Origin of the sequence: Sphingomonas sp. JUb134 (assembly GCF_004341505.2) — a bacterium.
In the GTDB taxonomy this organism is placed as follows: Bacteria; Pseudomonadota; Alphaproteobacteria; order Sphingomonadales; family Sphingomonadaceae; genus Sphingomonas.
On record NZ_SLYP02000001.1, the window covers coordinates 3,216,890 to 3,239,774 of the forward strand.

General features: G+C 70.0%; 22 protein-coding genes and 1 tRNA gene. 9 read left to right on the top strand and 14 right to left on the bottom strand.

Features of this window, described 5'->3' with window-relative positions; genetic code table 11:
- Positions 1-10: 10 nt before the first annotated feature.
- Genes EDF69_RS15160 through EDF69_RS15175 form a run of 4 tightly spaced genes read right to left on the bottom strand, consistent with a single transcriptional unit; the run spans position 11 to position 5,167 of the window.
- Positions 11-1,756 (bottom strand): type I secretion system permease/ATPase, encoded by a 1,746-nt coding sequence (locus tag EDF69_RS15160; RefSeq protein ID WP_132883118.1) that lies wholly within the window; start codon positions 1,754-1,756, stop codon positions 11-13.
- Positions 1,756-3,114, bottom strand: a complete 1,359-nt coding sequence (locus tag EDF69_RS15165; protein WP_132883117.1) for a polysaccharide biosynthesis protein GumE — start codon at positions 3,112-3,114, stop codon at positions 1,756-1,758. The genes EDF69_RS15160 and EDF69_RS15165 overlap by 1 nt, the downstream gene beginning before the upstream one ends.
- 4 nt (positions 3,115-3,118) lie before the next feature.
- On the bottom strand, positions 3,119-3,952 hold the full coding sequence (locus tag EDF69_RS15170) for a polysaccharide biosynthesis/export family protein (RefSeq protein ID WP_132883116.1): 834 nt from the start codon (positions 3,950-3,952) through the stop codon (positions 3,119-3,121).
- Between the two features lie 15 nt (positions 3,953-3,967).
- On the bottom strand, positions 3,968-5,167 hold the full coding sequence (locus EDF69_RS15175; RefSeq protein WP_132883115.1) for an outer membrane beta-barrel protein: 1,200 nt from the start codon (positions 5,165-5,167) through the stop codon (positions 3,968-3,970).
- Between the two features lie 213 nt (positions 5,168-5,380).
- Here EDF69_RS15175 and EDF69_RS15180 point away from each other — a divergent pair, with 213 nt between their 5' ends.
- From EDF69_RS15180 to EDF69_RS15190, 3 genes are all read left to right on the top strand, one after another.
- On the top strand, positions 5,381-6,238 hold the full coding sequence (locus EDF69_RS15180) for a glycosyltransferase family 2 protein (protein ID WP_165890009.1): 858 nt from the start codon (positions 5,381-5,383) through the stop codon (positions 6,236-6,238).
- 41 nt (positions 6,239-6,279) lie between these two features.
- Positions 6,280-6,990: a glycosyltransferase family 25 protein gene (locus EDF69_RS15185; protein ID WP_132883113.1), complete on the top strand. Its 711-nt coding sequence runs from the start codon at positions 6,280-6,282 to the stop codon at positions 6,988-6,990.
- A gap of 183 nt (positions 6,991-7,173) precedes the next feature.
- Entirely contained in the window at positions 7,174-8,508 is a 1,335-nt protein-coding gene (locus tag EDF69_RS15190) for an oligosaccharide flippase family protein (protein ID WP_165890007.1), read from the top strand.
- 32 nt (positions 8,509-8,540) lie between these two features.
- Here the strand turns inward: EDF69_RS15190 and EDF69_RS15195 are convergent, their stop codons facing one another.
- From EDF69_RS15195 to EDF69_RS15205, 3 genes are all read right to left on the bottom strand, one after another.
- On the bottom strand, positions 8,541-9,221 hold the full coding sequence (locus tag EDF69_RS15195; protein WP_132883111.1) for a hypothetical protein: 681 nt from the start codon (positions 9,219-9,221) through the stop codon (positions 8,541-8,543).
- A gap of 79 nt (positions 9,222-9,300) precedes the next feature.
- Positions 9,301-9,594, bottom strand: coding sequence for a hypothetical protein (locus tag EDF69_RS15200; protein ID WP_125959916.1), 294 nt, complete (start codon positions 9,592-9,594; stop codon positions 9,301-9,303).
- Positions 9,595-9,729: 135 nt separating this feature from the next.
- On the bottom strand, positions 9,730-10,470 hold the full coding sequence (locus EDF69_RS15205; protein ID WP_132883110.1) for a Bax inhibitor-1/YccA family protein: 741 nt from the start codon (positions 10,468-10,470) through the stop codon (positions 9,730-9,732).
- Between the two features lie 123 nt (positions 10,471-10,593).
- Between EDF69_RS15205 and thpR the strand changes: the two genes are divergently transcribed.
- The gene (thpR, locus tag EDF69_RS15210; RefSeq protein ID WP_132883109.1) at positions 10,594-11,127 is read left to right on the top strand and encodes an RNA 2',3'-cyclic phosphodiesterase; all 534 of its coding nucleotides are present in this window, start codon (positions 10,594-10,596) and stop codon (positions 11,125-11,127) included.
- Positions 11,128-11,141: 14 nt separating this feature from the next.
- On the opposite strand, the gene EDF69_RS15215 is transcribed toward thpR, so the two are convergent.
- On the bottom strand, positions 11,142-11,594 hold the full coding sequence (locus tag EDF69_RS15215) for a cupin domain-containing protein (protein ID WP_132883108.1): 453 nt from the start codon (positions 11,592-11,594) through the stop codon (positions 11,142-11,144).
- A gap of 123 nt (positions 11,595-11,717) precedes the next feature.
- Here EDF69_RS15215 and EDF69_RS15220 point away from each other — a divergent pair, with 123 nt between their 5' ends.
- The 4 genes from EDF69_RS15220 to EDF69_RS15235 all read left to right on the top strand — a co-directional run bounded on the left by EDF69_RS15220 (position 11,718) and on the right by EDF69_RS15235 (position 15,009).
- On the top strand, positions 11,718-12,029 hold the full coding sequence (locus EDF69_RS15220; RefSeq protein WP_125959920.1) for a glycine zipper 2TM domain-containing protein: 312 nt from the start codon (positions 11,718-11,720) through the stop codon (positions 12,027-12,029).
- A gap of 93 nt (positions 12,030-12,122) precedes the next feature.
- Positions 12,123-12,548 carry an OsmC family protein gene (locus tag EDF69_RS15225; RefSeq protein ID WP_132883107.1) on the top strand — a complete coding sequence of 142 codons (426 nt, stop codon included), beginning with the start codon at positions 12,123-12,125 and terminating at the stop codon, positions 12,546-12,548.
- A gap of 68 nt (positions 12,549-12,616) precedes the next feature.
- Positions 12,617-13,774, top strand: a complete 1,158-nt coding sequence (locus EDF69_RS15230; protein WP_132883106.1) for a hypothetical protein — start codon at positions 12,617-12,619, stop codon at positions 13,772-13,774.
- A 53-nt stretch (positions 13,775-13,827) separates the two neighbouring features.
- Positions 13,828-15,009 (top strand): glycosyltransferase, encoded by a 1,182-nt coding sequence (locus EDF69_RS15235; protein ID WP_132883105.1) that lies wholly within the window; start codon positions 13,828-13,830, stop codon positions 15,007-15,009.
- Here the strand turns inward: EDF69_RS15235 and EDF69_RS15240 are convergent.
- The 4 genes from EDF69_RS15240 to yajC are packed head-to-tail and all read right to left on the bottom strand — an operon-like array spanning position 14,994 to position 18,268.
- On the bottom strand, positions 14,994-15,368 hold the full coding sequence (locus tag EDF69_RS15240; RefSeq protein WP_132883104.1) for an Mth938-like domain-containing protein: 375 nt from the start codon (positions 15,366-15,368) through the stop codon (positions 14,994-14,996). The two genes, EDF69_RS15235 and EDF69_RS15240, sit on opposite strands and share 16 nt — an antisense overlap.
- A complete protein-coding gene (gene secF, locus EDF69_RS15245) occupies positions 15,368-16,324 on the bottom strand; it encodes a protein translocase subunit SecF (protein WP_132883103.1) in 957 nt (318 codons plus the stop codon). Before secF ends, EDF69_RS15240 begins: the two co-directional genes overlap by 1 nt.
- 10 nt (positions 16,325-16,334) lie before the next feature.
- Positions 16,335-17,927 carry a protein translocase subunit SecD gene (gene secD, locus EDF69_RS15250; protein WP_125959926.1) on the bottom strand — a complete coding sequence of 531 codons (1,593 nt, stop codon included), beginning with the start codon at positions 17,925-17,927 and terminating at the stop codon, positions 16,335-16,337.
- Entirely contained in the window at positions 17,927-18,268 is a 342-nt protein-coding gene (gene yajC, locus EDF69_RS15255) for a preprotein translocase subunit YajC (protein WP_125959927.1), read from the bottom strand. Before yajC ends, secD begins: the two co-directional genes overlap by 1 nt.
- A gap of 144 nt (positions 18,269-18,412) precedes the next feature.
- Between yajC and EDF69_RS15260 the strand changes: the two genes are divergently transcribed.
- Positions 18,413-18,489: transfer RNA gene (locus EDF69_RS15260), tRNA-Pro, on the top strand.
- Positions 18,490-18,618: 129 nt separating this feature from the next.
- On the opposite strand, the gene EDF69_RS15265 is transcribed toward EDF69_RS15260, so the two are convergent.
- Both EDF69_RS15265 and EDF69_RS15270 read right to left on the bottom strand, forming a co-directional pair.
- Positions 18,619-21,507 (bottom strand): PAS domain S-box protein, encoded by a 2,889-nt coding sequence (locus EDF69_RS15265; RefSeq protein ID WP_132883102.1) that lies wholly within the window; start codon positions 21,505-21,507, stop codon positions 18,619-18,621.
- 182 nt (positions 21,508-21,689) lie between these two features.
- A complete protein-coding gene (locus tag EDF69_RS15270) occupies positions 21,690-22,808 on the bottom strand; it encodes a TIGR03032 family protein (protein ID WP_425336656.1) in 1,119 nt (372 codons plus the stop codon).
- Positions 22,809-22,885: the final 77 nt, after the last annotated feature.

Genomic DNA, 22,885 nt, shown 5'->3' on the forward strand with positions numbered 1-22,885 from the left:
GGGCTCCGGCTCATGCGCTCCCCCCCGCGTCGTCCGCGATCGCGCGGCCGCTTGAAAGCTGGCGGACCACGGCCTCGCGCGTGTCGAACATCTCCAGCCGGCCGTCGCGCAGCACCACCAGCTTGTCACTCGCTGCCAGGATACCGGTGCGGTGCGCGACCACGATGATGGTGACGCCCGCCCGCTTCTGCTCGGCGAGCGCCGCGGAGAGCTGCGCCTCGCCCTGGGCGTCCAGGCTGGCGTTGGGCTCGTCCAGCACCAGCACGCGCGGCCGCCCGAACAGCGCGCGCGCCAGCGCGATCCGCTGCGCCTGCCCCACCGACAGCCCGGCCCCGTTCCATCCAAGCCGCGTGTCATAGGCCTGGGGCAGCCGCAGGATGAAGTCGTGCGCCCCGCACTGGCGGGCGGCGCGGATCACCTCCGCGTCCAGCGCTGCCCCCTCGCTCCCTTCCGCGCTCCGGAACCGGGCGATGTTCTGCTTGATCGTGCCCCCGAACAACGTGGGCTCCTGCGGGACATAGCCGATCGCCGCCGCCAGCTGCTCCGCCGGCCAGTCGGCGAGCGCGGCGCCGTCGATCCGCACCGTCCCGGCGGCTGCGGGCTGCGCCCCGACCAGGGCGCGCACCAGCGTCGACTTGCCGGCACCGCTCGGCCCGATCACCCCCACCATCTCCCCCGCGGCGATGCGCAGGTCGATGCCGTGCAGCACCAGCCGCGCGCCTTCGGGATCGGCGACGGAAAGACGCTCGGCCGCCACGTCGCCGCGCACCTCCGGCAGCCGCGTCTGCCCGCCGGTGGGCCCAGCGGCGTCGAACAGCCCCAGCAGCGCGCCATAGGCGGTCCGCGCCTGGATCATGTTGCGCCAGGCGGCGGTGATCCCCTCGATCGGCGCCAGCGCCCGCGCGATCAGCAGCGACGCGGCAAAGATCGTCCCGCCAGAAATCCGCTGCTCGATCGCCAGCAACGCGCCCAGCCCCAGGGCCAGCGACTGCATCGCGATCCGCACCGTCCGCGCAAGGGTGAGATAGCGCGCCCCGACAAAGGCCGCGCGCGTCTGCAGCGCCTGCGCGAGTTGCCGGTCCCGCAGGTGCAGCCGCACCAGCCCTGGCTGCATGCCCAGCGCCCGCACCACGCCTGCCGCCGCCAGGCTCGCGTCCACCCGCTGATAGCCATGCTGCTGCGCGGCGGAGGCATCCTGGATCAGCGCCTTGGTGCCGCGTTCGTTCAAAAAGGTGAGCAGCAGCAGGATCGCCGAACACGCTACCGCCATCACGCCCAGCGCCGGGTGGAGCAGGAAGCACACCAGCATGTAGATCGGCGACCAGGGCGCATCGAACAGCGCGATCATGCCAAGGCCGGTGATCGTCTGGCGCAGCGTGTCGAACTCGCGCAGCAGCACGCCCCCCTGGCCTTGCGCGTTCGGCGCCTGCAGCAGCGTTCCGATCAACGCCGGCCCCAGCAGCCGGTCGAGCCGCGCGCTGGCGCGGATCAGCAGGCGGGTGCGCAACAGGTCCAGCACCCCCAGCGTCGCCACCGCTGCCAGGAAGATCAGCGTCAGCATGCCCAGGGTCATCACGCCCCGCGTCGGCACCACCCGGTCATAAACCTGCAGCATGTAGAGCGACGGCGCGAGGTAGAGCAGGTTCAGCAGCGCGCTGAACAGCGCCGCATGGACCAGGTGGGCACGGCAGGCGGCAAGCGCTTCGCCCAGCACCGGGTTGCGCCGCACGCGGTGCGGAGGCCGGCCACGCTGCATCAGCCGCCCCCGAAGGCGGCAAGCGCGGGCCCCACACGGGGCGGTTGCCCCCGCGGCGCCCCCGTCCGGATCGGCAGCCCCATCAGCCCGCTCGGCCCGATCGAACGCCGCGCCACCGCGATCAGGCAGCCATAGAGCGCGAAGATCGGCGCCACCGTCTTGATCGAAAGGAACGAGTAGCTGATCGGCATGCACAGCGCGACATAGATGGCGGTTGCGTTGACAAAGGCGCGCAGCTCGGCGGTGCGCTCGCGCGCCATCAGCACGACCAGCAGCCAGAAGGCGAGGAAGCCGAACAGCGACTGCGACTGGATCAGATAGGCCCAGCCGGCATCCGCATTGGCATAGATGTTGGCGCTCGATTGGCCCCCGAACACGTCCGCCACTTCCAGCCGGCCCAGATAGTCGACTCCCTTGCGCAACCGCCCCGCAAAGGTGTCGCCACCGCGCGGCAGCAGTTCTGCCGCCCGCAGCGCGAACAGCGTCGCCACCAGAACGGGCAGGTAGACCAGCGGCCACAGCCGCGGCCCCCAGCGGCCGAACGGCACGCCCAGGAGAATGCCGAACGCGCACACCAGCGCGAACCGTCCGTCGCATGCCACCACCAGGAACAGGTCGCTGAGCACCAAGGTCGCCCGCGTGGCCCAGCCGATCCGCCCCCACAGCGTCACCAGCACGATCAGCACGACGATCGTCCAGTTTCCCAGCGACACCGGCTCCAGGAAGACGGAGGTCGCGCGGTTCAGCCCGGAGCTTGCGAACAGGTTGCGCCCGCTCGGACGCTCCACGTTCAGGAACAGCCCCTCCCCTTCGCCCGACCAGAAGGTTTCCGCTTCGATCCCGCGCGTGTTGACGTAATAGGCGGTGACGTTGAACGTCGCCGCGAAGCTCTTCGGCACGGCCAGCTCCCAGGCGGCGATCAGGCTGATCAGCAGCTGCGCCGCCAGCAGCCAGCGCACCAGTTCGCGCCGGCCCAGGCACGTGCCGAGCAGCGCAAAGGCGGGGATCAGCACCGCATCGCCCAGGAACTTGAGCTCCAAGGACTGGCGCACCACCGACAGCAGCAGCCACGCGAGACACGCCGCGATCAGCAGCACCGTCCAGCGCCGCCAGCCGCCGCGGCGCCGCAGCAGCCCGGCCGCCAGGGCAAGCGCCATCACCAGCCCCTGGACCGCCGTCACCACGCTGCCGTTGATGGCGATGGCATGCGCGTTCACCCAGGCAAGCGCGATGTTGAACAGCAGCGCCAGCCACAGCGTCGCCAGGGCGAACCGCCGCAGCCGCGGCGCATGGGCGGGCGCATTCGCAGCCTCCGCAGGGTCCGCCCGGCTTGCCGCCGATGCCGCCTCGGCCGCCACCGCGCTAGAACAGCCGCTCGCGGACGAACATCACGTCGCCGTCCTCGATCGGCGCGTCCAGGTCGGCGATCTCGCTCTGCTGCCCGCGCCGGGTCAGGCGGATGCGGTTCTGCGTGCCCGCGTCGTTGGGGCCACCACCCTGCGACAGTGCCTGGCGAAAGGTCATGCCCGCCCGGATCGGAAAACTGCCGGGCGCGCGCACCTGCCCATAGATGTAGAAATGCTCGGCTGCCGGAACGAACAGCAGGTCGCCCGGCTGCAACACCGGATCCCCGGCCCCGCCGCGGGCCAGTGCCTCGATCGGGAAGCGCTGCGGGGCGGCGTCGCCCCGGCGCAGCAACACCGTCTCGCTCCCCTCGCGCTGCCCGCCCGCCGTCGCCAGCACCCGCGACAGCGGCTGCGCGCCCTGCAGCGGGTAGATGCCGGGGCGCACCACCGCGCCCAGCAGCGTCACGCTGCGGCTGACATAGCTCGTCACCTCCACGTTGACGCGCGGGTCGCGCAGATAGCCTCCCTGCACCAGGCCGGCGCGGATCTTCTCGGCCAGGCCGACCGGGGTCTCCCCTGCCGCGGTGACGCTCCCCATCAGCGGCAGCGAGACGCTGCCGTCCTGCTTGATCCGCAGCCGCAGCGGCATGTCGGGCTGGCCATAGATGGTGACCTCCAGCTGGTCGTCGGGCCCCAGACGATAGTCACCGGCCGCCCCCGCCATGGCCTCCGCAGGCGCCGGCCCACCGCCCCCCTGCATCGGCGCCTGCGCCTGCGCGCCACTCGTCCCGGCGAGCATCCCTGCCGCCAGCGCGGCGGCGATCCGTCGGGCCCATTTCCCCTTGCCCATGGCTTTCCCCTTTCTTCAGAACGCCAGCCCCAGGACCAGCATGCCCCGGGTGCTGCGATAGGTGCCGTACAGCGCGTCGGTGGTGCGGCGGGCGTGCACCGCCTCTAGCCCGATCCGGAACCGCTCGACCGGGGACCAGCCGAGCGCGGCCCGCGCCTCCGCCGTGCGGTCGAAGCTGCGCGCGCCGGCGCTCGCCAGATCCACCGCGCGAAAGCGTCGTCGCTCGATCCTGCCGGCGAGCTCGAAATCCACCGCGCGCCCGATCCCATAGCGGCCGACCAGTTCGCCCCGATCGGCCAGGTAATAGCCGGCAGCCACGTCCCCGCTCGTATCCACGTCGCGCCCGGCCGACGCGCGCAGGCGCAGCCGCGGCACGGGGGTCCAGGCGAGCGAGGCCCCGCCGACCAGGCCTGAAAAGTCGCGCGCGCCCGCATTCCGGCTGTCGGCCGCGACATAGCCGAGCACCCCGCTGGCGATCAGCGCGGCGCCGCGCGCGGTGACGCGCCCGGTGGCGCTTCGCACCCGCGTGGCGTCCGGCCGTCCATCGGCAAGCGACCGGTTCGGGAAATCGAGCGCCTCGGACGAGAGGGCCAGCGCCAGCCCCAGCCGCCCCCCGCGGTTGACGGCGATGCCGGCCGAGACGCGCTCCGCCTGCAGGTCGCTCCGCAGCCGCACCGCCGCACTGTTGTCGATCACCCGGCGCCGATAGCCGATCTCCGGATGTACCCCGGCTCTCAGCGTGCAGCCGCCGTCCAGCGTCAGCGTCCGGCTCTCGCGCGTGTTGCGCACCGGCGCGCCCAGGTCGCTGAGGTCGGTCTGGCCGCGCCCGTAGCGGAACGAGGCCTCGCCATCGCAGCGCGTGCCGACCTGCCAATCGACGCCGCCGGTCGCGTCGATCCGCTCGCGCTTCAGGAAGCGGTTCTCGCGATAGAAGTCATAGCCGGCGGCCCCGCGCAGGAACAGGCGCTGGCGGCTCACCCGCTGCGCCACGTCGACCACGGCCGAAAGGGTCGTACGAACGTCGTCCTTGCTGCGGTCCGGCGCCACCGGCTGGTCACCGTCCAGGCGCAGGATGTTGTCGTCGTAGACCACGCGCGCCTCCATGCCGAGGCGCGCCCGGTTGGCGATGTCCTCGGCCAGATCGTCGAGCGAGACCGGCGCCGCGATGGTGGTGATGGTGCCTGCGGCGAGCACAGCGATCCCCACCACTCCCATGCCGCCCCCCTGTTCCCCGAACCTGACGCCTGCCTACTCTTCTGTTTGGCGCCGTGCGCTGCCGGATCGGACCGGTTCGGAGGGGATGCCGCGGGCGCCGCGCCGCGCCATGCCCCTGCACGGAGGCGCGGTGTCCGACCATTTCGGCTCTAGTCCCGTTCCCGTTCTGTGCCCGGGGACGATAGACAAGCCGTATTCCCGGCGGAGGACGGCTTGGACATTTCGCTCATCATCTGCACGCGCAACCGCGCCGCCCAGCTCGGCGGCTGCCTGGACGCGGTGGCCGGCCTGCGCTTTTCCAGCAGCTGGGAACTGGTGATGGTGGACAACGGCTCCACCGACGCGACCCGGACCACGATCGAGGCGTTCGCCGCCCGCGTCCCGTTCCCCGTCCGCATCGCCCACCAGCCGGTTCCCGGCCTCAGCAACGCGCGCAACGCCGGCCTGGCGGTCGCTGCCGGCCGGTTGATCGCCTTCACCGACGACGATTGCTACGCCGATCCGGCGCTGCTCACCCGCACGGTCGCCGCCTTCGCGCGGCCGGAGCTCGGCTATGTCAGCGGCCGCATCCTGCTCCACGATCCCGCCGGCTTCCCCGCCACCGTCAACGAATCGACCGAACCGCGCCACTTCCCGCCGGGCCGCTACCTGCCGCCCGGCGCGATCCGCGGCGCCAATCTCGGCTTCCGCCGCGCCGCGCTCGACGCGATCGGCGGCTTCGATCCCTTGTTCGGGAGTGGCGCCCGCTTTCCGGCGGAAGACATCGACGCCGCCTGCCGGTGCAGCCTGCGCGGCTGGGCCGGGGCCTATGACCCCAGCATCGTCGTCTCGCACCACCATGGCCGCAAGGCGGCGGACGTCCGCGGGCTGTTCCAGGCCTATGACTATGGCCGCGGCGCTTACCACGCCAAGCTGCTGCTCCACGACCGCGCGCCGCGCGCGGCCCTGCGCGGCTGGGCGGGTCTGCCGCGGCGCATGCGGGCGCGCCCGTCCACCCTCTGGTGGGAACTCGCCGGCGCGGCCGGCTACGCGCGCAGCTACTTCGCCCCGTCTGCCGGGCAGGCGCAGTGACCTCGGCAACCACAACGTCCCTTCCCCCGCCGCGGGTCCTGGTGCGGGTGATCAGCCTGCCCGGCTCGGTCGAGCGACGCGCGCGCATGGCGGAGCAGCTGGATGCGACCGGCCTCGACTGGCGCTTCTTCGACGGCTGGCGCACGCCGCCGCCGGAGCTTTCCTATGATCCCGCCCGCGCCCGCATCGCCCGCGGCCGCGTGCTCACGCCCGGCGAACTCGGCTGTTTCGCCAGCCACTGGGCGCTCTGGGCCGACTTCCTGTTCAACAGCGATGCCGATCTGCTGCTGGCGCTGGAGGACGATCTCCTGCTCGATCCCGTCTTCTTCCAGCGGCTCGACGCTGCGGTCGCGGCGATGGGGCCGATCGACTATCTCCGCCTCTACGCGAAGGTGCCGGCCGGCATCCGCAACGAGGCGCATTTCCTCCACCGCCACATCGCCCGCTTCTCGGGCAAGGCCTATGGCACCCAGGCCTATCTGCTCACCCGCCGCGGCGCCGCGCGCTTTCGCCGCTCGATCCGCCGCGTGGAGCGTCCGATCGATGACGAGATGGACCGGTTCTGGGCGCACGGCATGGCGATCCGCGCCGTCTTTCCCTTCCCGGTGATGGAGGTCCAATACGGCTCCACCATCGAGGACACCCGCCGCGTGCTGGAGCCGCTCACCGCTGCCGAGCGTGCGCGCTCGTTGCTGGTCCGCGGCGTCGAAAAGGCGCGCCGGATCGGCGCCGCCACGTTGCGCGGGGGCTGAGCGCATGCCGCTTCCCCTCCCCACCGGCACACCGCCGGGAACCTCCTCCTGAACACCGCCAGCCTGCCCGGCCCCCGCACCGCTACGCGCACCGGCCTGCTCGCGCGCCTGCGCCGGGCGGCGCCCTGGGCGGCGGCGGAGAGCCTGTTTTCCGCGGTCGCGACCCTTGCCTCGACGCTGGTGGTGGCACGACTGCTGACCCCGTCCGACTTCGGGCTCGCCTCGGTCGCCTTCGCCGTGGTCGCGATCGTCCAGTTGCTCGCCTTCGCCGGCATTCCCCAGGCGATGCTCCGCACGCCGCAGCTGTTGCCGCGCCTGAGCGACCAGCTCTTCTGGGTGCTGCTCGCCCTCGGTGCCTTGGCGACCCTGGTCAGCTGGCTGATCGCCGCCCCCATCGCCCGCTTCTACGGGGCGCCGCTGCTGCTGTGGCTGATCGGCGTGCAGGCGCTCGACTGCCTGCTCCAGGCGCTGGTGCAGTTCCCGACCGCCTTGCTCACCCGCAAGATGCGCACCCGCAGCCTTGCCCTGCGCATGCTGTGGTTCAAGCTCGTCAGCATCGCCGGGACGCTCGCCGCAGCCGCCGCCGGCCTCGGCCCCTGGAGCCTGGTCGCCGGCAGCCTGCTCGGCAGCACCGCCAGCGTCCTCCTCCTGTGGCGCACCCAGCCACGCCGCCCCCGCTGGCGCCGCTTCGACGCGAGCCTCCCGCCGCTGCTGCGCATGGGCTGGCTGATCATGGCCGAAACGGCGCTGACCGCGCTTTCGGTACGCGGCTTCCTGCTCCTGTTCGGCAAGTTCCACGGGTTGCACGACCTCGGCCTGCTCAACTTCGCCATGCGGCTGGTCGACGAGCTCGGGGCGATGATCACCGCCTCGGTCGGCCGCGTCTCGCTGAGCTTCTTTGCGACCGCACACCGTGCAGGCCACGACCTCGCTCGCATCTTCGTGATCGGCACCCACGCGATCACGCTGGCCGTCCTGCCGCTGTTCTTCGGGCTCGCCGCGGTCGCGGGCGATGCCGTTCCGCTCGTCTTCGGCGCGCGGTGGCAGGCGGCGGTACCGGCGGTGCAACTGCTCGCCGTCTTCTGGGGCCTGCGCATGACGCGGCTTCTCAGCCCTGGCCTCATGCGCACCCTCGACGTGCAGGGGCCGCTGGTGATGAACGCCGCGATCAGCTTCGGCTTCGCCATGGCGGCCGTGCTGTTCACCCGCGAGCTCGGCTTCGTCGGCGCCGTCGCCGCGTTCAGCGCGCGGATGCTGGTGACGATCCCCGCCGGTGCCAGCGTGCTCGCCCGGGTCGCCGCGCTGCCCGTCTCGCGCCAGTTCGCGGCAGTCGCCCGGCCGCTCACGCTCGCGACGATCATGGCCGGCCTCGTGCTGGCCGGCCGCAGCCTCGCGAGCGACTGGCCGCTCGCGCCCCGCCTCGCCGCGCTCACCGCCGGCGGTGCGCTCCTCTATGCCCTGCTCGTCTGGACCTTCGACCGCACCGCCCTCACCCGCCTCGCCGCGCTACGCGGCTGAGGATGCGGTGTTCGGCTCAGGTGGTCGACGGCCTAGTTGCTGCCCGTCGCTGCCGTCTGGCTCACCGGTACAGCCGTATCGGGTGTCGCGACCTGCGGCACCGCCGGCGCGACGCTGGTCGGCGCGGTCGCCCGGTCCGCCAGGGCGTAGAAGGCCTCGCCCTCCATCTCCAGCAGGCGCACCCGGCCCTCGTTCATCGGCTCGAGCGAATGGACGAAGGAACGCGGCTTCTTCATCAGCTTGGGGTTCTCGACCACCGTCAGCCCGGCGCGCCGCGCCGCTTCCGCCACGAAGTGCACGCAGTTGCGGCGATTGAGGCTGTAGCGATGGTCGCCCTTCTCGCCCCACTCCTCCACCAGCCGGAGAATGGCGCCATATTGCGCGTCGGTGAGCATCACCGAGAAGTGGACGTCGCTGTTCTCGATGTACTTCTGCTTCGTCTCGTCGATCCGCCCCGGCACGGTCCCCATCAGGATGGCGGGTGTGATCGCCTTGGCGGTAAAGCCATAGCTCAGCTGTACGGGCTCCCCACCGGCATCGGGCGTCCCCTCCAGCACGAAAAACGCGTGCGGGAACTCGTTGCCGAACTCGTGCGACCAGAAGCTGATGGTGACCCCGGCCCTGGCAGGTGCCGTGAGCCCCAGCGACAACAGCGCGGCCCCCAGAAGGGCCAGGAACGCACGGAGCGTGGGGACGCGGAACCAGGATGCCATGGGCCACACGCTACCGCGCCCGGCGCGCGGGATAAAGCTCCCCCGCACCGGGCGTCGGCTGGTTCCGGTTCGGACTGGCTCAGCCCTGATTGTCTTCGGCGCGTTTGCGCTCCGCCTCTTCGTCATAGCCCGACGAGGGGGCAGGCAGGCTGCTGCTGTGGATCGGCTGGGTCGACGCGGGCGGGTCGGATGCATCCATCGACTCGTCCAGCGCGCGGTCCAATCGAGCATCCTTGCTCTCCGGATTGCGCTGCAGCCGCTCGTTGATCGACTCGTCATGCCCCGCGTCGCGGCGCGTCTCGCCCGGATCCTCCGGCGCCACCGACATGGTCTCCATGGCCGCCGGGTCGATCGAGTCCTTGTCTCCGCTCATCACTCTCTCCTCGAAAACCTTCGAGTCAAAAAACGAGCGGCGGCCCGGCTCGTTCCGGTGGCGCCACGACATCGCAAAAGGGGCCCGGCGATCGCTCGCCGAGCCCCCGAAAGGCTTCTGCCCTGTGCCGGCCGCTTAGTCGCGGCTGCCCAGGAACGAGAGCAGGAACTGGAACATGTTCACGAAGTCGAGGTAGAGCGACAGCGCGCCCATGATCACGACCTTGCCCATCATGTCCGTGCCCGCGACATAGGCGTACATGCTCTTGATGCGCTGCGTGTCATAGGCGGTAAGGCCCGCGAACAGCAGCACGCCGACCGCGCTGATCACCAGATTGACCGCCGGCGACTGGAACCACAGGTTCAGCAGCGACGCCACGATGATGCCGACCACGCCCATGATCAGGAAGGTGCCGAAACCCGACAGGTCCTTCTTGGTGGTGTAGCCCCACAGGCTCAGCGACAGGAACGCAACCGCGGTCGCAAAGAAGGTGATCGCGATCGACGCACCCGTATAGGCCAGGAAGATCGTCGACATCGACAGGCCCATGATCGCCGCGAACGCCCAGAACAGCGCCTGCGTCGCGCCATAGGACAGGCGCTGGATGCCGAAGCTCAGCACCATCACGAACGCCAGCGGCGAAAACATGATGAGGTACTTGAGCGGGCCGGGCGACAGGAACACGGCAGCGGCCGGCGAGCTGGTGCCGCCCCACGAGAACAGCAGCGCGACGATGCCCGTCAGCAGAACGCCCGACGCCATGTAGTTGTACACGGAAAGCATATAGGACCGCAGCCCCGCATCATACGCTTGCGCGCGCGATGCGGCCGTTGCGAACGGCGCGGCGGTCGTTCGGGGATCCGACCAGTTGGCCATCTCGAAAAAACTCCTCTTCACCGGCATGATGCCGGGCATGCTTTCATATGCCCCTGGACTGTCTGAATTCAAGCCGGGGCCGGGCTGGCCCTCCGGCGCCGGCCGGCGTAGCAACAGTTTGTAATGCACCGCCTGTTCGTCGCCTTGCGCCCCCCGCCCGAGATTCGCCGGCAACTGCTGGCGCTGATGGAGGGTGTCGAGAACGCGCGCTGGCAGGACGAGGAGCAGCTTCACCTGACCCTGCGCTTCATCGGCAACGTCGAGCGCCCGGTGGCGGAGGACATCGCCACCGCGCTCGACGGCGTTCGCGCGCCCGCCATGACCCTGCGCCTCCACGGCGTCGGCTGCTTCGATCGCCGGGGCCGCACCACCGCACTCTGGGCCGGGGTGCATCCGCATGACGCGGTCGCCGCGCTCCACCGCAAGGTCGACCAGGCACTCGCCCGCGTGGGGCTGCCGCACGAGGGCCGCGCCTTTCACCCCCACATCACCCTGGCGCGCCTGAATGCCGCAACCGGCCCGGCCGATGCCTTTCTGGCGCGCCACGCCGGGCTTGCGAGCGAACCCTTTTCGCTCACCCACATGCTGCTGTTCGAAAGTACCCTCACCCGCGACGGCGCCAGCTATGAGGCCATTGCCCGCTACCCGCTCGACTGAACGGCCCCGCTCGTTCAGGACCGCCCAGGCACCCACCCCGGCGGCGCCAGCTCGAAGCCGTCGAAGCGGAACGCCGGCGCGACAACGCAGCTGACCAGCGTCCAGCCCGCCTCGGCTTCTGCCGCCTGCCACCAGCCCGCCGGGATCCGCAGCTGCGGCTGTTCGCCCGCCAGCACGTCGCCGCCCAACGTCCGCCGCTCGACCGCCGCCCCGTCGCTCTCCGCCTGCGACAGCAGCAGCGGCGCGCCCGCATGCCACAGCCACAGCTCGTCCGCATCGACGCGGTGCCAGTGCGACCGCTCGCCCTTCGCAAGCAGGAACAGGATCGCGGTCGCCGCCCCGCGCGTGCCCTCCGGCTCCGGCGCCCGCCAAGTCTCGCGGTACCAGCCGCCCTCCGGATGCGGGGTCAGCTCCAGCGTTGCGACCAGTTCAGCCGCCTCCGCGTCGAGGGAATGGAGAGCAGGCATGGGCGACGTCCCCTTGTACGAAACCTGAACCGAAACCTGAACGTTACACATCGTTTCGTTCATGAAACTGCCACGTAGAACCTGCGTTTATAGGGTCAGCAATTCGCTAATGGGGATTTTCTGATGCGTAACATGGTTCTCGCGCTCACCGCGCTGTCGCTGGCTCTTCCTGTCGCCGCGGTGGTTCCGACCGACCAGGCTTCGGCGCAGTCGCACAAGCGCTACAAGTATCGCGAGTGGAAGGGTCGTGACGGCCGCCGCTATTGCCGCAAGCCCGATGGCACCACCGGCCTGGTCGTCGGCGGCGTCGCCGGCGCGCTGGTCGGCCGCACCATCGACACCCGGGGTGACCGCACCGTCGGCACGCTGCTCGGCGCGGCAGCCGGCGCCGTGGCCGGTCGCGAGATCGAGCGCAGCGGCAGCAAGTGCCGCTAAGCCTCGGCTGACTGACGCTACGGACGGGCGGCGGAACGACAGGTTCCGCCGCCCGTTTTCGTTCGCCTACCCCAAATTGACCAGGAGCAGCAGATGATCCGCAGCGGTTCGGCACGCTATGAAGGCCTCGGCAAGGACGGCAAGGCCGCCGTTTCCACCCAGTCGGGCGTTCTTTCCGACCAGCCCTATGGCTTCGGCACCCGCTTCGGCGACGAGCCCGGCACCAATCCGGAAGAACTGATCGCCGCCGCCCATGCCAGCTGCTTCACCATGGCGCTGAGCTTCGCGCTGGCAAAAGCCGGCTTCAGCGACGGCACGCTGGAGACGACCGCCAAGGTGACGCTCGACAAGGAAGGCGACGGCTTCGCCGTCACCCGCTCCGACCTCACGCTCAAGGCGCGCGTCCCCGGCATCGCCGAGGACCAGTTCGAACAGATCGCGCAAGGAGCCAAGGCCGGCTGCCCGATTTCGAAGCTGCTCAGGGCCGAAATCACGCTGGAACACAGCCTGGAGGCATAGGCCGGGGCGCGGCTGCCGACGCTCTCCTCACGCTTGACAACCCACAGGCGTGGGGTGAGCTTTCACCCATGCTTAGTCCGGTGTTGCTCCTGCTGGCGCAAGCCGCCGCCCCGCCCCCGCCTGCGGGCGACGTCATCGTCGTCGGCCACCGCGCCGAGCAGGAACTGGCGCGTTGCCTGGCCCGCAACTGCCCGCCCGCCGAAGAGGTCGACACATCGCTGGAGGCCTCGGTGGAGCAGTTCGCCGACGGCCGCTACACCGATGCCCGCCGCACCCTGCAAACGGCCATCCGGCGCAACCGGAACCACGCCGCCGAGCTGCCGGGACCGGTCTCCAGCCTCTATGCGACTCTCGCGACGGTCGCGGAGCATGAGGGCGACACCGATCTGTGGCGGACCGCGGCCCGAAACAACGTGCTCGTGTTGCGCCGCCATCTGGGGGAGACGAACCTCGCCACCTTGCGCGAGGAGCTCAGCTTTGCCGACTCGCTGGTCGGGCTCGGTGCCCCGGGGGCTGCGAATTCCGCCTATCGCACCATTCAGCAGCGTGCAGCCGGGAGCGGCCATCCAGGCATCGCCGCCGGCGCCGCGTTCCGGCGCGCTTGGCTTGCGCTGCTGCGCGACCGGTTCAAGGAGGCACAGCGTTTCGCCGACGAGGCGGTCAGCCTGGCCGGTACGGACAATCGCTTGATGGTCGACCTGCGCGAGGTCCTGCGGACGCGGATCGCCATCCGCAAGGGGGACGAGGGGGCGATCGAAGCCCTGGCGGCGCGGCTGCGCCAGTCCGCCGACGTGCAGCCGCAGCTGCTTTTCGCCCCGCCGCTCGCGAACAACAATCCGCCGGCGCCGCCCTTCGGTGTCCACCTCAATCCATGGCACGATTCGCGCATCCGCTTCGCGGACGTCGGATATTGGATCCGCGCCAACGGGCAGACGGCAGAGGTCGAGGTGCTGCGTACCTCCGGTCTCGACCAGTGGGAGCCCGGCATTCTCCGGCAGGTGCGAGAGCGGCGCTACGTCCCGCTCGAGGCCGAGCCCGGGCACCCCGGCATCTACCGGATCGATCGCTTCACCGTCCGCGGCGCGATGGACGTGCCGACCGGAAGCCATCTTCGGCAGCGCATGGGCGACCTCACCGTCCATGTGGTGGACCTGACCGAGACCGATGCGATGCGAGAGGCGCGTCGCCGGCAGACCGCAGCGGCCTCCGCGGTAAAGGGCGGCTGAGGCCCGCGCCCCGCCCTAGTGACGGGCGGGACCAGAGCCGCTAGCCACCGGCAATGCTGCGCGTGCTGACCCTTTCGACGCTGTTCCCGGACGCGAGCCGCCCCAACTTCGGCGTGTTCGTCGAGAAGCAGACGCTGGGCCTCGCCGCGCGTCCGGACGTGGACCTGCGCGTGGTCGCGCCGGTGGGCCTCCCGGCCTTCCCGCTCTCCCGCCTCGCCCGCTACGCACCGCTCGCTGCGCTTCCCTACCAGGAACGGTGGAACGGACTGGAGGTCCACCGTCCCCGCTTCCCCAACCTGCCCGGCACCGCCGGCCGCTGGCACGCCCCCCTGCTCACACGCACCCTCACCCCCCTGCTCACCGACATTCGTGGCGACTTCCCCTTCGACGTGATCGACGCGCAATTCTTCTTCCCCGATGGTCCCGCCGCAGTCGCGCTCGGCCGCCGCTTCGGCGTGCCCGTCTCGATCAAGGCGCGCGGCGCCGACATCCACCATTGGGGCACCGCCCCGGCCACCGCCGCCCAGGTCCAGGCGGCCGGCCGCCGCGCCGACGGGCTGCTCGCGGTGTCGCAGGCGATGGCGGACGACATGGTCGCGCTGGGAATGCCGCGCCCGACGGTCCATTCGACCGGCATCGACCGCAGCCGCTTCGGCACCCTCCCCCGCGCCGCCGCAAAGACGCAGCTCGGCGTCACCGGCCCGCTGGTAGTGTCGCTCGGCGCACTGATCCCGCGCAAGGGGCACGCAATCGTCGCCGACGCGGTCGCCAGCCTGCCCGGAGTCACGTTGTGGATCGTCGGCGAAGGCCCGGAGCGCTCGCGTCTGGAGGCGCAAATCGCCGGCAGCGGCGCCCGCGACCGCATCCGCCTGCTCGGCGCCGTTCCGCATGAGGAGATGGCGACGGTCCTTGCCGCCGCCGACGTGATGGCGCTCGCCTCCAGCTCGGAAGGCCTCGCCAATGCCTGGGTGGAGGCGCTCGCCAGCGGCACGCCGATCGTGATTCCCGATGCCGGCGGCGCGCGCGAAGTGGTGACGGACCCCGCCCCCGGCCGCATCGTCGCCCGCAAACCCGCCGCCTTCGCCGAAGCGATCGCTGCGCTGCTCGCGAACCCGCCCGCCGCCGATGCCGTCCAGGCGACCGCCGCCCGCTTCAGCTGGGAATCAAACCGCGACGCGCTCTTCGCGCACCTGCAGGCATTGGTGGCGGAAAAGCGCGCTCAGTCGAGCGGGTAGAGCGCTGCCGCGATCCAGCGCAGCTCGGCACGCAGCACGCCCCAGGCGCGCGCCGCCGCCCGGCTGTCCATCGGCTCGACGCCGACGCCCTTGGCTTCGAGCGCCGCCACCAGCGCCGGAGACGGGCGCAGCATCCGGCTGCCGGTGCCCAGGATGAGGAACTCCGGCAGCGGATCGAGCGCCAGCACCGGGGCCAGCGCCTCGAGGGTCAGTTCCGCCAGCGCAGGCGGCGTCCACCCGTCGGCCCGCTCGGGCGTGATCAGCAGGCCCTCGTAGACGCCGTCGTCCACGCGAAAGCCGCGGCCGACGATCCCGGAGATCAGCGGCCCCTCGGCCCCGCCTGCCTTGTCGAGCCGCATCAGGGCTGCGCGCGCTCGGCGGCGGTCGGCTCGGACGAACCCACCTTCGTGCCCGCCTTCAGCTTCAGCGTGATCAGCAGCGACGACGACACGTAGATCGACGAATAGGTGCCGACGATCACGCCCAGGATCATCGCGGAGGTGAAGCCGCGCAGCACATGGCCACCGAAGATCAGCAGCGAGCCGAGCGCCAGCAGGATCGTCAGCGAGGTCATCACCGTGCGCGGCAGCGTCTCGTTGACCGAAAGGTCGATCAGCTGCGGCATGTCCATCTTGCGGAACTTGCGCATGTTCTCGCGGATACGGTCGTCGATCACCATCTTGTCGTTGATCGAATAGCCGATGATCGTCAGCACCGCCGCGACGATGTTCAGGTCGAACGGCATCTGCGTCAGCGCAAAGAAGCCCAATGTCATCAGCACGTCGTGCAGGATCGCGACCGCGGTCGACACGCCGAACTGCCATTCGTAGCGGAACCAGCTGAACACCGCGATGCCGGCCACCGCCAGCAGCACGGCGAGCACGCCGTTGCGGATCAGCTCGTCCGAAACCTTGCCCGAAACCGTGGTGTAGTTGGAAAAGGTCGCGCCGGGGAACTTGGCCGCCAGCCCTGCCTTCACCTTCTCCACCACCGCGTCGGCCGCACCCGGGGGCGCGTCGTCCGCCAGCGGCAGGCGGATCGAGATGCTGTTCGCGTCGCTGCCCAGCTGCTGGAGCGCAGCCTCGCCGACGTTCAGCTCGTCCACCGCGCTGCGCACCTGGTCGAGCGGCGGCACGGTGACGAACTTCTCCTCGATCGCGACGCCGCCGACGAAGTCGACGCCGAAGTTCAGGCCGCGCGCAAACACCAGCCCGACCGCCGCGATCGTCAGCAGCGCCGTGATCGCAAAGGCGATGTGACGGATGCGGACGAACTGGATGTTCGTGTTGTCGGGAACGATTTTCAAAAGGCGCATGGGGGGCGTCCTAGATATGGATCTCGGTCGGCCGGTTCTTGCGAACCCAACCCGACACGAGCATGCGCGTGAAGGTGACGGCGGTGAACACCGAGGTCGCGATGCCGAGCAGCAGCACCACGGCAAAGCCGCGGATCGGGCCGGAGCCCAGCAGCAGCATGATCAGGCCCGCGATCGCGTGCGTCACGTTCGCCTCGAAGATCGTGCGGCTCGCTTCCTTGTAGCCCAGCTCCAGCGACTGGATGACGCTCCGGCCGCGCCGCCGCTCTTCGCGGATGCGCTCGTTGATCAGCACGTTGGCGTCGACCGCGGTACCGATGGTCAGCACGAAGCCGGCGATGCCCGGCAGCGTCAGCGTCGCGTTCAGCATCCCCATCACGGCCAGGATCACCAGCACGTTGATGACGACCGCGGTGGTCGCATAGATGCCGAACCGGCCATAGGTCAGGATCATGAACGCGATCACGGCGACGGCCGCGATTACCGAGGCGAGGATGCCGGCGCGGATCGAATCGTCGCCCAGTTCCGGGCTGACCGTGCTTTCCTGCACCACCGTCAGGTCGACCGGCAGCTTGCCCGAGCGCAGCGCGATCGCGAGCTGGTTCGCGCCGTCGACGGTGAAGCCGCCGGCGATGGAGGCGCGGCCGCCCAGGATCGGCTCGTTGATGTTGGGTGCCGAGATCACCTGGTTGTCGACGATGATCGCGAACGGCTTGTTCACGTTTTCGCGGGTGACGGTCGCGAAGCGCCGGCCGCCCACGCTGTCGAAGGTGATGTCGACGTTGGGCTGGCCGTTCTGGTCATAGGACTGGCGCGCATCGGCGAGCTGGTCGCCCGAGATGATCGTGTTGCGCTTGACCGCGATCGGCTGGCCCGTGCCCTGATAGCGCAGGATCTGGCTGCCGACCGGCGCGTCACCGCGCAGCACCGCCGCCGGATCGGCGGTGGTGTCGACCAGCTTGAACTCCAGCCGCGCGGTCTTGCCCAGCAGGTCCTTCAGCGCCTTGGGATCGTCCAGGCCCGGCACCTGCACGACGATGCGGTTCGAACCCTGGCGGATGATCGTCGGCTCGCGCGTGCCGAGCTCGTCGATGCGGCGGCGGACCACGTCGGTCGCGTCGTCCATCGCCCGGTCGACGGCCTGGGTGAGGCCCGCGTCGGTCTGGGTCAGCACGAAGCGGGTCTGGTCGACCACCTCGATGTCCCATTCGCGCTGGCCCGTCAGGCCCGCGCCGCCGCCGGTGATCGACAGCAGCTTCTCGCGCGCCGCGTCTACCTGCGCCACGTCGCGCACCATGAACGACAGCCGCCCGCCGCGCGTGGAGATGTCGCCGATCTGGACGCGCGGGGCGCGCCGCATCTCGGTCGAAACCTGTTCCCGCATCTGCTCCAGCCGCGTGGTCGCGACGTCGGAGGTCTTGGCCTCCAGCAGGATGTAGCTGCCGCCGGCCAGGTCGAGGCCCAGGTTGATCGTCGGCGTCGGCACCCAGCCCGGCAGCTGGGCGCGGGTGCGCTCCGGCAGCAGGCTCGGCACCGCGAGCAGCACCATGATGAGGACCCCGAGCCAGATGGCCCGGACCTTCCAGCGCGGGAAATCGAGCATCAGTCGTTCGCGGGCTTGGCGCCGGCGGGCGCCGTCACCTCGGCGATGGTCGCCTTGACGACGCGCACGCGGGTGTTGGGCGCGATCTCGACCTCGACCACCGCGTCCTCGACGCGGGTGACGCGACCCAGCAGGCCGCCGGCCGTCACGACCTGGTCGCCCTTCTTCACGTTCGCGATCGCCGTCTGCAGCGTCTTCATCCGCTTCTGCTGCGGGCGAATCATCAGGAAGTAGAAGACCACGAAGATCAGGATCAGCGGCGCGATCGACACGAACGACGCAAGGGCACCGCCCTGGGCGGCCGATCCGGCGGACTGGGCAAAAGCTTTGGGAACGAGCATGGGTGCTTGGAAACCTGATGAAAAAAGGCCGCGGACGCCGGGCCGTTCAAGGGGCGCGCGCTATCATGCGCGTGCCTCTGTGGCAACCGGCCGTCCTTAGCGCTTGCAAGCGGCGCGCGACGCGCATAGAGGGCAGCGCTCGGTCGGGGCGTAGCGCAGCCTGGTAGCGCATCACACTGGGGGTGTGGGGGTCGCAGGTTCGAATCCTGTCGCCCCGACCAACAAGATCAAGCGGCGGGTCGAGTCTCTCCCCACCGCCGGCGGCCATCCCGCCCCACCCGCGACTTCACAGCATCGAAGATCCATGGGAACGCGCCGGCCCGCTGCCGGCGGGCGCGGCGACGCTCCCCTCAGCGTCGCCGGGAAACCTTCTGCAGGGCCCGCGACAGCGTATCGATCGAATAGGGCTTGTGCACGAGTTCGAAGCCGTGGGTTCCGTTCTGCGCCAGCACCTCGCTGTATCCGCTGGTCAGGACGACCGGCAGCGCGGGGTAGAGGCGGGCGATCTCCTGGCCAAGCTCGATGCCGGACATGCCCGGCATCATCACGTCGGAGAAGACGACGTCGAAGCGGCCGGCCTCGGCAGCCAGTTCCGCCAGCGCCTTTCGCCCGTCCATCGCCCACACCGTCTCATAGCCGAGCTCCGCCAGCGCCTGGGTCGCGAACATGCCGACTTCGGCATTGTCCTCGACCACCAGCACGCAGGCCCCCTCGCCGAGCGGGAGGGAATTGTCGCCGGCTGCGGCCGGGACGCCCGCCGTTCCTTCGACCCGCGGCAGATACAGGGTGAAGGTCGCCCCCTCCCCTTCCTCGCTCGTGACGATGATGCCGCCGCCGGACTGCTTCGTGAATCCGAACACCTGGCTCAGCCCAAGGCCAGTTCCCTCGCCCACGCCCTTGGTGGTGAAGAACGGCTCGAAGATGCGGTCGATGTTGTCGGCCGGGATGCCGGGCCCGCTGTCGGTCAGCGAGACGGCCACGAACTCCCCCGGCGTCGCAGGATGTGCCCGGATGGCCGGCATCTCGGACGTGGTGCAAACCGACAGGATCAGCTCACCCTCGCCCTTCATCGCGTCGCGCGCATTGACGGCCATGTTGACGATCGCGGTGTCGAACTGGCTGCGGTCCGCGTCGATGTAGCAGGGTTCGGACGGCAGCCTCAGGGACACCTTCACCCGCGATCCCGTCAGCGTCCGCACCATGTCGCTGACGGTCCGCACGCTTTCGGAAACGTCAAAGACCTCGGGCTTCAGCGACTGGCGGCGCGCGAACGCCAGCAGCTGGTTGGTGAGCTTGGTCGCGCGGTCCGCGGTGTCGGAGATCGCGTCGATGTAGCGCTGGCGCCGATCGTCGGAGAGGCCGGGCCGACGCAGCAGGTCGACGGACCCGCGAATGACGGTCAGCAGGTTGTTGAAATCGTGCGCGACCCCGCCGGTAAGCTGCCCGATCGCCTCGACCTTCTGCGACTGGCGCAAGGCGTCCTCGGCCTCCACCAGGTCCGCCGTCCGCTGCGCGACCCGCTGCTCCAACGTCTCGTTGAGCGCGCGCAGGTCCGCAAGCGCACGGTCGCGCTCCGCCTCGATGGTGCGCCGCTCCTGGACGTCGATCAGGACGCCCGGGAAGCTCAGCGGCGTCCCGTCGGGCCCATGCTCGACCCGTCCGTTCGCCTCGATCCAATAATAGCGGCCGTCGCACCGTCGCACGCGATACTGGTGGGCGTAGGGACCGCCGCGTGCGATCACCTCGCCGATCGCCTCCTCCAGGCCCCGCCGGTCGTCCGGGTGAACCGTGGCCGTGATCTGCGCCAGCGGGATGCCCTTGCGGCCAAGTGCCGGGTCCAGGCCGAAGGTGCGCGCGAACGCGTCGTCGACGGTGAACTGGTCGCTCGGCAGATCCCAGTGCCAGGTGCCGATGATGGCGCCGGCCTCCAGGGCGAGCTGCACCCGCTCCGCATTCTCCCGCGCACTCGCCTCGCTGACCCGCAGGCGCTCCTCCGCTTCCCGCCGGGCGGTCACATCATTGAAAATGATCGCGATCTGCCGGTCGGCAGGGTCGCCGACCCGCACCGCGCGCACGTCGAACCAGCGCTGGAAGGCCTCGGCATAATTTTCGAAGTTCGTCGGCTCGCCGGTCTTGGCCACATGCCCGTAGATCTGGAACCAGAACGGCTCCAGGTCCGGCGCATATTCGGTCACCCACTTGCCGCGCAGGTCCACGCCGGCCTGGCGCGCGAAGGCGGGATTCGCCTCGACGAAGCGATAGTTGATCGGCTCTTCATTCTCGTCGAACTTGACCTCGACGATGGCGAACGCCGCCTCCACCGTGTCGAAGATCGTCTGGAACCGCTCCTGCGCCTGGCGCAGCGCAATGCCGGCGAGGTGCTCCTCGGTGCGATCGCGCAGGATCTTCACGAAGCCGACATGCTGCCCGGCCCGATCGCGCAGCGGAGACAGCTCGCCGCTCGCCCAGAATCGTGCGCCGCCCTTTCGCACATGCCAGCGCTCGTCGATCGCCCGGCCTTCTTCCAGGGCGCACTGCATCTCGCGATCCGGCACCCCGGCTGCGCGATCCTCCTCGATGAAGAACAGCGAAGCGCTCTGCCCCACCGCCTCGCGTTCCGACCAGCCGAGCACACGCTCCGCGCCGTAGCTCCACTCCAGAATCTTGCCGTCCAGGTCCATGGCGATGATCGCAAAATCCTGGGCGCTGTCCACGATCGCCCCCTGGCGCGCCTCGGACGTCGCTGCGCGCTCGGTGGCAAGCCGTTGCTCCAGCTGCACCATGACCTGGCGGGCGAGAACGCGGATCGCGCGCTCCTGCACTCCGGTGAGGGTCCGGGGGCGAACGTCGAGCACGGACAGGGTGCCGATCGGCAGCCCTTCGGGCGACTTCAGGATCGCCCCCGCATAGAAGCGCAGGTGCGGCGCTCCCGTGACCAGCGGATTGCAGGCAAAGCGCGGGTCCGCGGCCGCGTCGGGAACAAGAAGGAAATCCTCCTCCAGGATCGCCTGGGCACAGAAGGATGTGTCCAGCGGCATCTCCCGCACGCCCAGGCCGACCTCGGCCTTGAAGAACTGGCGGCCGTCCCCGATCAGGTTCACGATCGCCATCGGCGCCTCGCAGATCGCGGCGGCCAGTTCGGCGATCTCGTCGAACGCCTCCTCGGGGGGCGTGTCCACGATCTTATATTGTGCAAGCGCAGCCAGCCGCTGCCCCTCGCGTCCAGAGAGATCCGTCATCGTCTTCCATGCTCAGGTATTGATCGCGTCTTTAGCACCGACGACGGCCGCCCCGCCACGGTCGCGTGCCAGGCGCGGGACGCGAATGCCCGCCTTTTTGACCTGGCACGATACAGCCTTGCGCCGCCGCACGGCTGCTGGAAGAACGGGTGGCGGGCAGGAACGCCCCGGGCCACGCAAGCTCACGACAGCGGGGATATTTCCCGATCGAAACTGATCGTGGAGCGCATCTCCGGCGTATCGGGTCCGATCGACATCGGACACACGACGCCGGGCATCACCGCAACGTCGAACAATTCGGTGATGAAGCCGTCCAGCTTGATCCATTCGACGATGTCGCCGGAGGCGAGGTTGACGATCAGCACGCCGCACCACGCCTCGGCATCGCGGCTCGCCAGCGCAGTATCGAGCGCGAGGCCGGCGAAGGTGCCGTTGCGCGGCTTCGACACGGTCACCAGGGCATGGCCGTTGTGGAGCGACATGCCCCGCAGGAAGCCCGGGCAGAAGGCGATGTCGGTCCGCTCACCGGTCGCCGGGTCGATGCGGATGAGATGCCCGCGCCCGGAATCCAGCGCCAGCACATGATCGCCCAGGACCCGGGGGCTATGCGGCATGGACAACTGATCGGTCACGATGCGGTCGGTCGCGACCTCGATCAGCACGCCGCCTTCGTGACGGCGCTCGCGCCAGCCCGTCAGGCTGTCGCTGCGGCTGACCGCCGTCACATAGCGCGGCGTGCCGCCGTCCATCGCCATCCCGTTCAGGTGGCAGCGATCCTCGGGCGCGAGCTTGGAAATGAAGCCCGGCTTCCAGATCGGGCGGAAGCTGTGGTTCAGGTCCAGCGTCGCCAGGCAGCTGTACTTGGTGTTGACGAAGATCACGCGCCCGGCTGCGTCCGTGCCGACCTCGTGCACGTCGACGTCGCCGGTCGTCTGGGCGTTGCGCGGGATCAGCGCCATGTCGAAATGCTGGTTCGCCGTCTCACCGGGCCGAAGCATGTTCTCGAGCCGCCAGATCTGGTGCGACGTGCCGAGATACAGCCTGCCGGGCTGGTAGCAGACCCCCATCGCGCGGGAGAAGTTCTGCTGGTTGAACGAGACCGTGCCCGCCGGGGTCACGCCGACCAGGAACAACTGCCCCGTCTGGTAGGAGGTGAAGGCGATGCTCGTGCGGTTGGCGCGCAGCCAGTCGGACAGCCCGCGCGACACCGTCAGGTTGGTGTTCGTCGGCTTGGGCGTACCCGGCGTCGCCGGCGACGGTCCGTTGCTTGCCCCGGCCATGGGTGCGGGCGCGTTACTCATGATCCGGGCCTCTTGATGGGACGACGGGGCGATGGGCTCGCAGCCAATGCCGCGAGCCCGCGCCTCGGGTTGGTATC

Coding starts and splice junctions, on each gene's coding strand:
- EDF69_RS15160 (WP_132883118.1), bottom strand. CDS start 1,756: ATGCAGCGTGGCCGGCCTCCGCACCGCGTGCGGCGCAACCCGGTGCTG.
- EDF69_RS15170 (WP_132883116.1), bottom strand. CDS start 3,952: ATGGGCAAGGGGAAATGGGCCCGACGGATCGCCGCCGCGCTGGCGGCA.
- EDF69_RS15175 (WP_132883115.1), bottom strand. CDS start 5,167: ATGGGAGTGGTGGGGATCGCTGTGCTCGCCGCAGGCACCATCACCACC.
- EDF69_RS15195 (WP_132883111.1), bottom strand. CDS start 9,221: ATGGCATCCTGGTTCCGCGTCCCCACGCTCCGTGCGTTCCTGGCCCTT.
- EDF69_RS15200 (WP_125959916.1), bottom strand. CDS start 9,594: ATGAGCGGAGACAAGGACTCGATCGACCCGGCGGCCATGGAGACCATG.
- EDF69_RS15205 (WP_132883110.1), bottom strand. CDS start 10,470: ATGGCCAACTGGTCGGATCCCCGAACGACCGCCGCGCCGTTCGCAACG.
- thpR (WP_132883109.1), top strand. CDS start 10,594: ATGCACCGCCTGTTCGTCGCCTTGCGCCCCCCGCCCGAGATTCGCCGG.
- EDF69_RS15215 (WP_132883108.1), bottom strand. CDS start 11,594: ATGCCTGCTCTCCATTCCCTCGACGCGGAGGCGGCTGAACTGGTCGCA.
- EDF69_RS15220 (WP_125959920.1), top strand. CDS start 11,718: ATGCGTAACATGGTTCTCGCGCTCACCGCGCTGTCGCTGGCTCTTCCT.
- EDF69_RS15225 (WP_132883107.1), top strand. CDS start 12,123: ATGATCCGCAGCGGTTCGGCACGCTATGAAGGCCTCGGCAAGGACGGC.
- EDF69_RS15230 (WP_132883106.1), top strand. CDS start 12,617: ATGCTTAGTCCGGTGTTGCTCCTGCTGGCGCAAGCCGCCGCCCCGCCC.
- EDF69_RS15235 (WP_132883105.1), top strand. CDS start 13,828: ATGCTGCGCGTGCTGACCCTTTCGACGCTGTTCCCGGACGCGAGCCGC.
- EDF69_RS15240 (WP_132883104.1), bottom strand. CDS start 15,368: ATGCGGCTCGACAAGGCAGGCGGGGCCGAGGGGCCGCTGATCTCCGGG.
- secF (WP_132883103.1), bottom strand. CDS start 16,324: ATGCGCCTTTTGAAAATCGTTCCCGACAACACGAACATCCAGTTCGTC.
- secD (WP_125959926.1), bottom strand. CDS start 17,927: ATGCTCGATTTCCCGCGCTGGAAGGTCCGGGCCATCTGGCTCGGGGTC.
- yajC (WP_125959927.1), bottom strand. CDS start 18,268: ATGCTCGTTCCCAAAGCTTTTGCCCAGTCCGCCGGATCGGCCGCCCAG.
- EDF69_RS15265 (WP_132883102.1), bottom strand. CDS start 21,507: ATGACGGATCTCTCTGGACGCGAGGGGCAGCGGCTGGCTGCGCTTGCA.
- EDF69_RS15270 (WP_425336656.1), bottom strand. CDS start 22,808: ATGAGTAACGCGCCCGCACCCATGGCCGGGGCAAGCAACGGACCGTCG.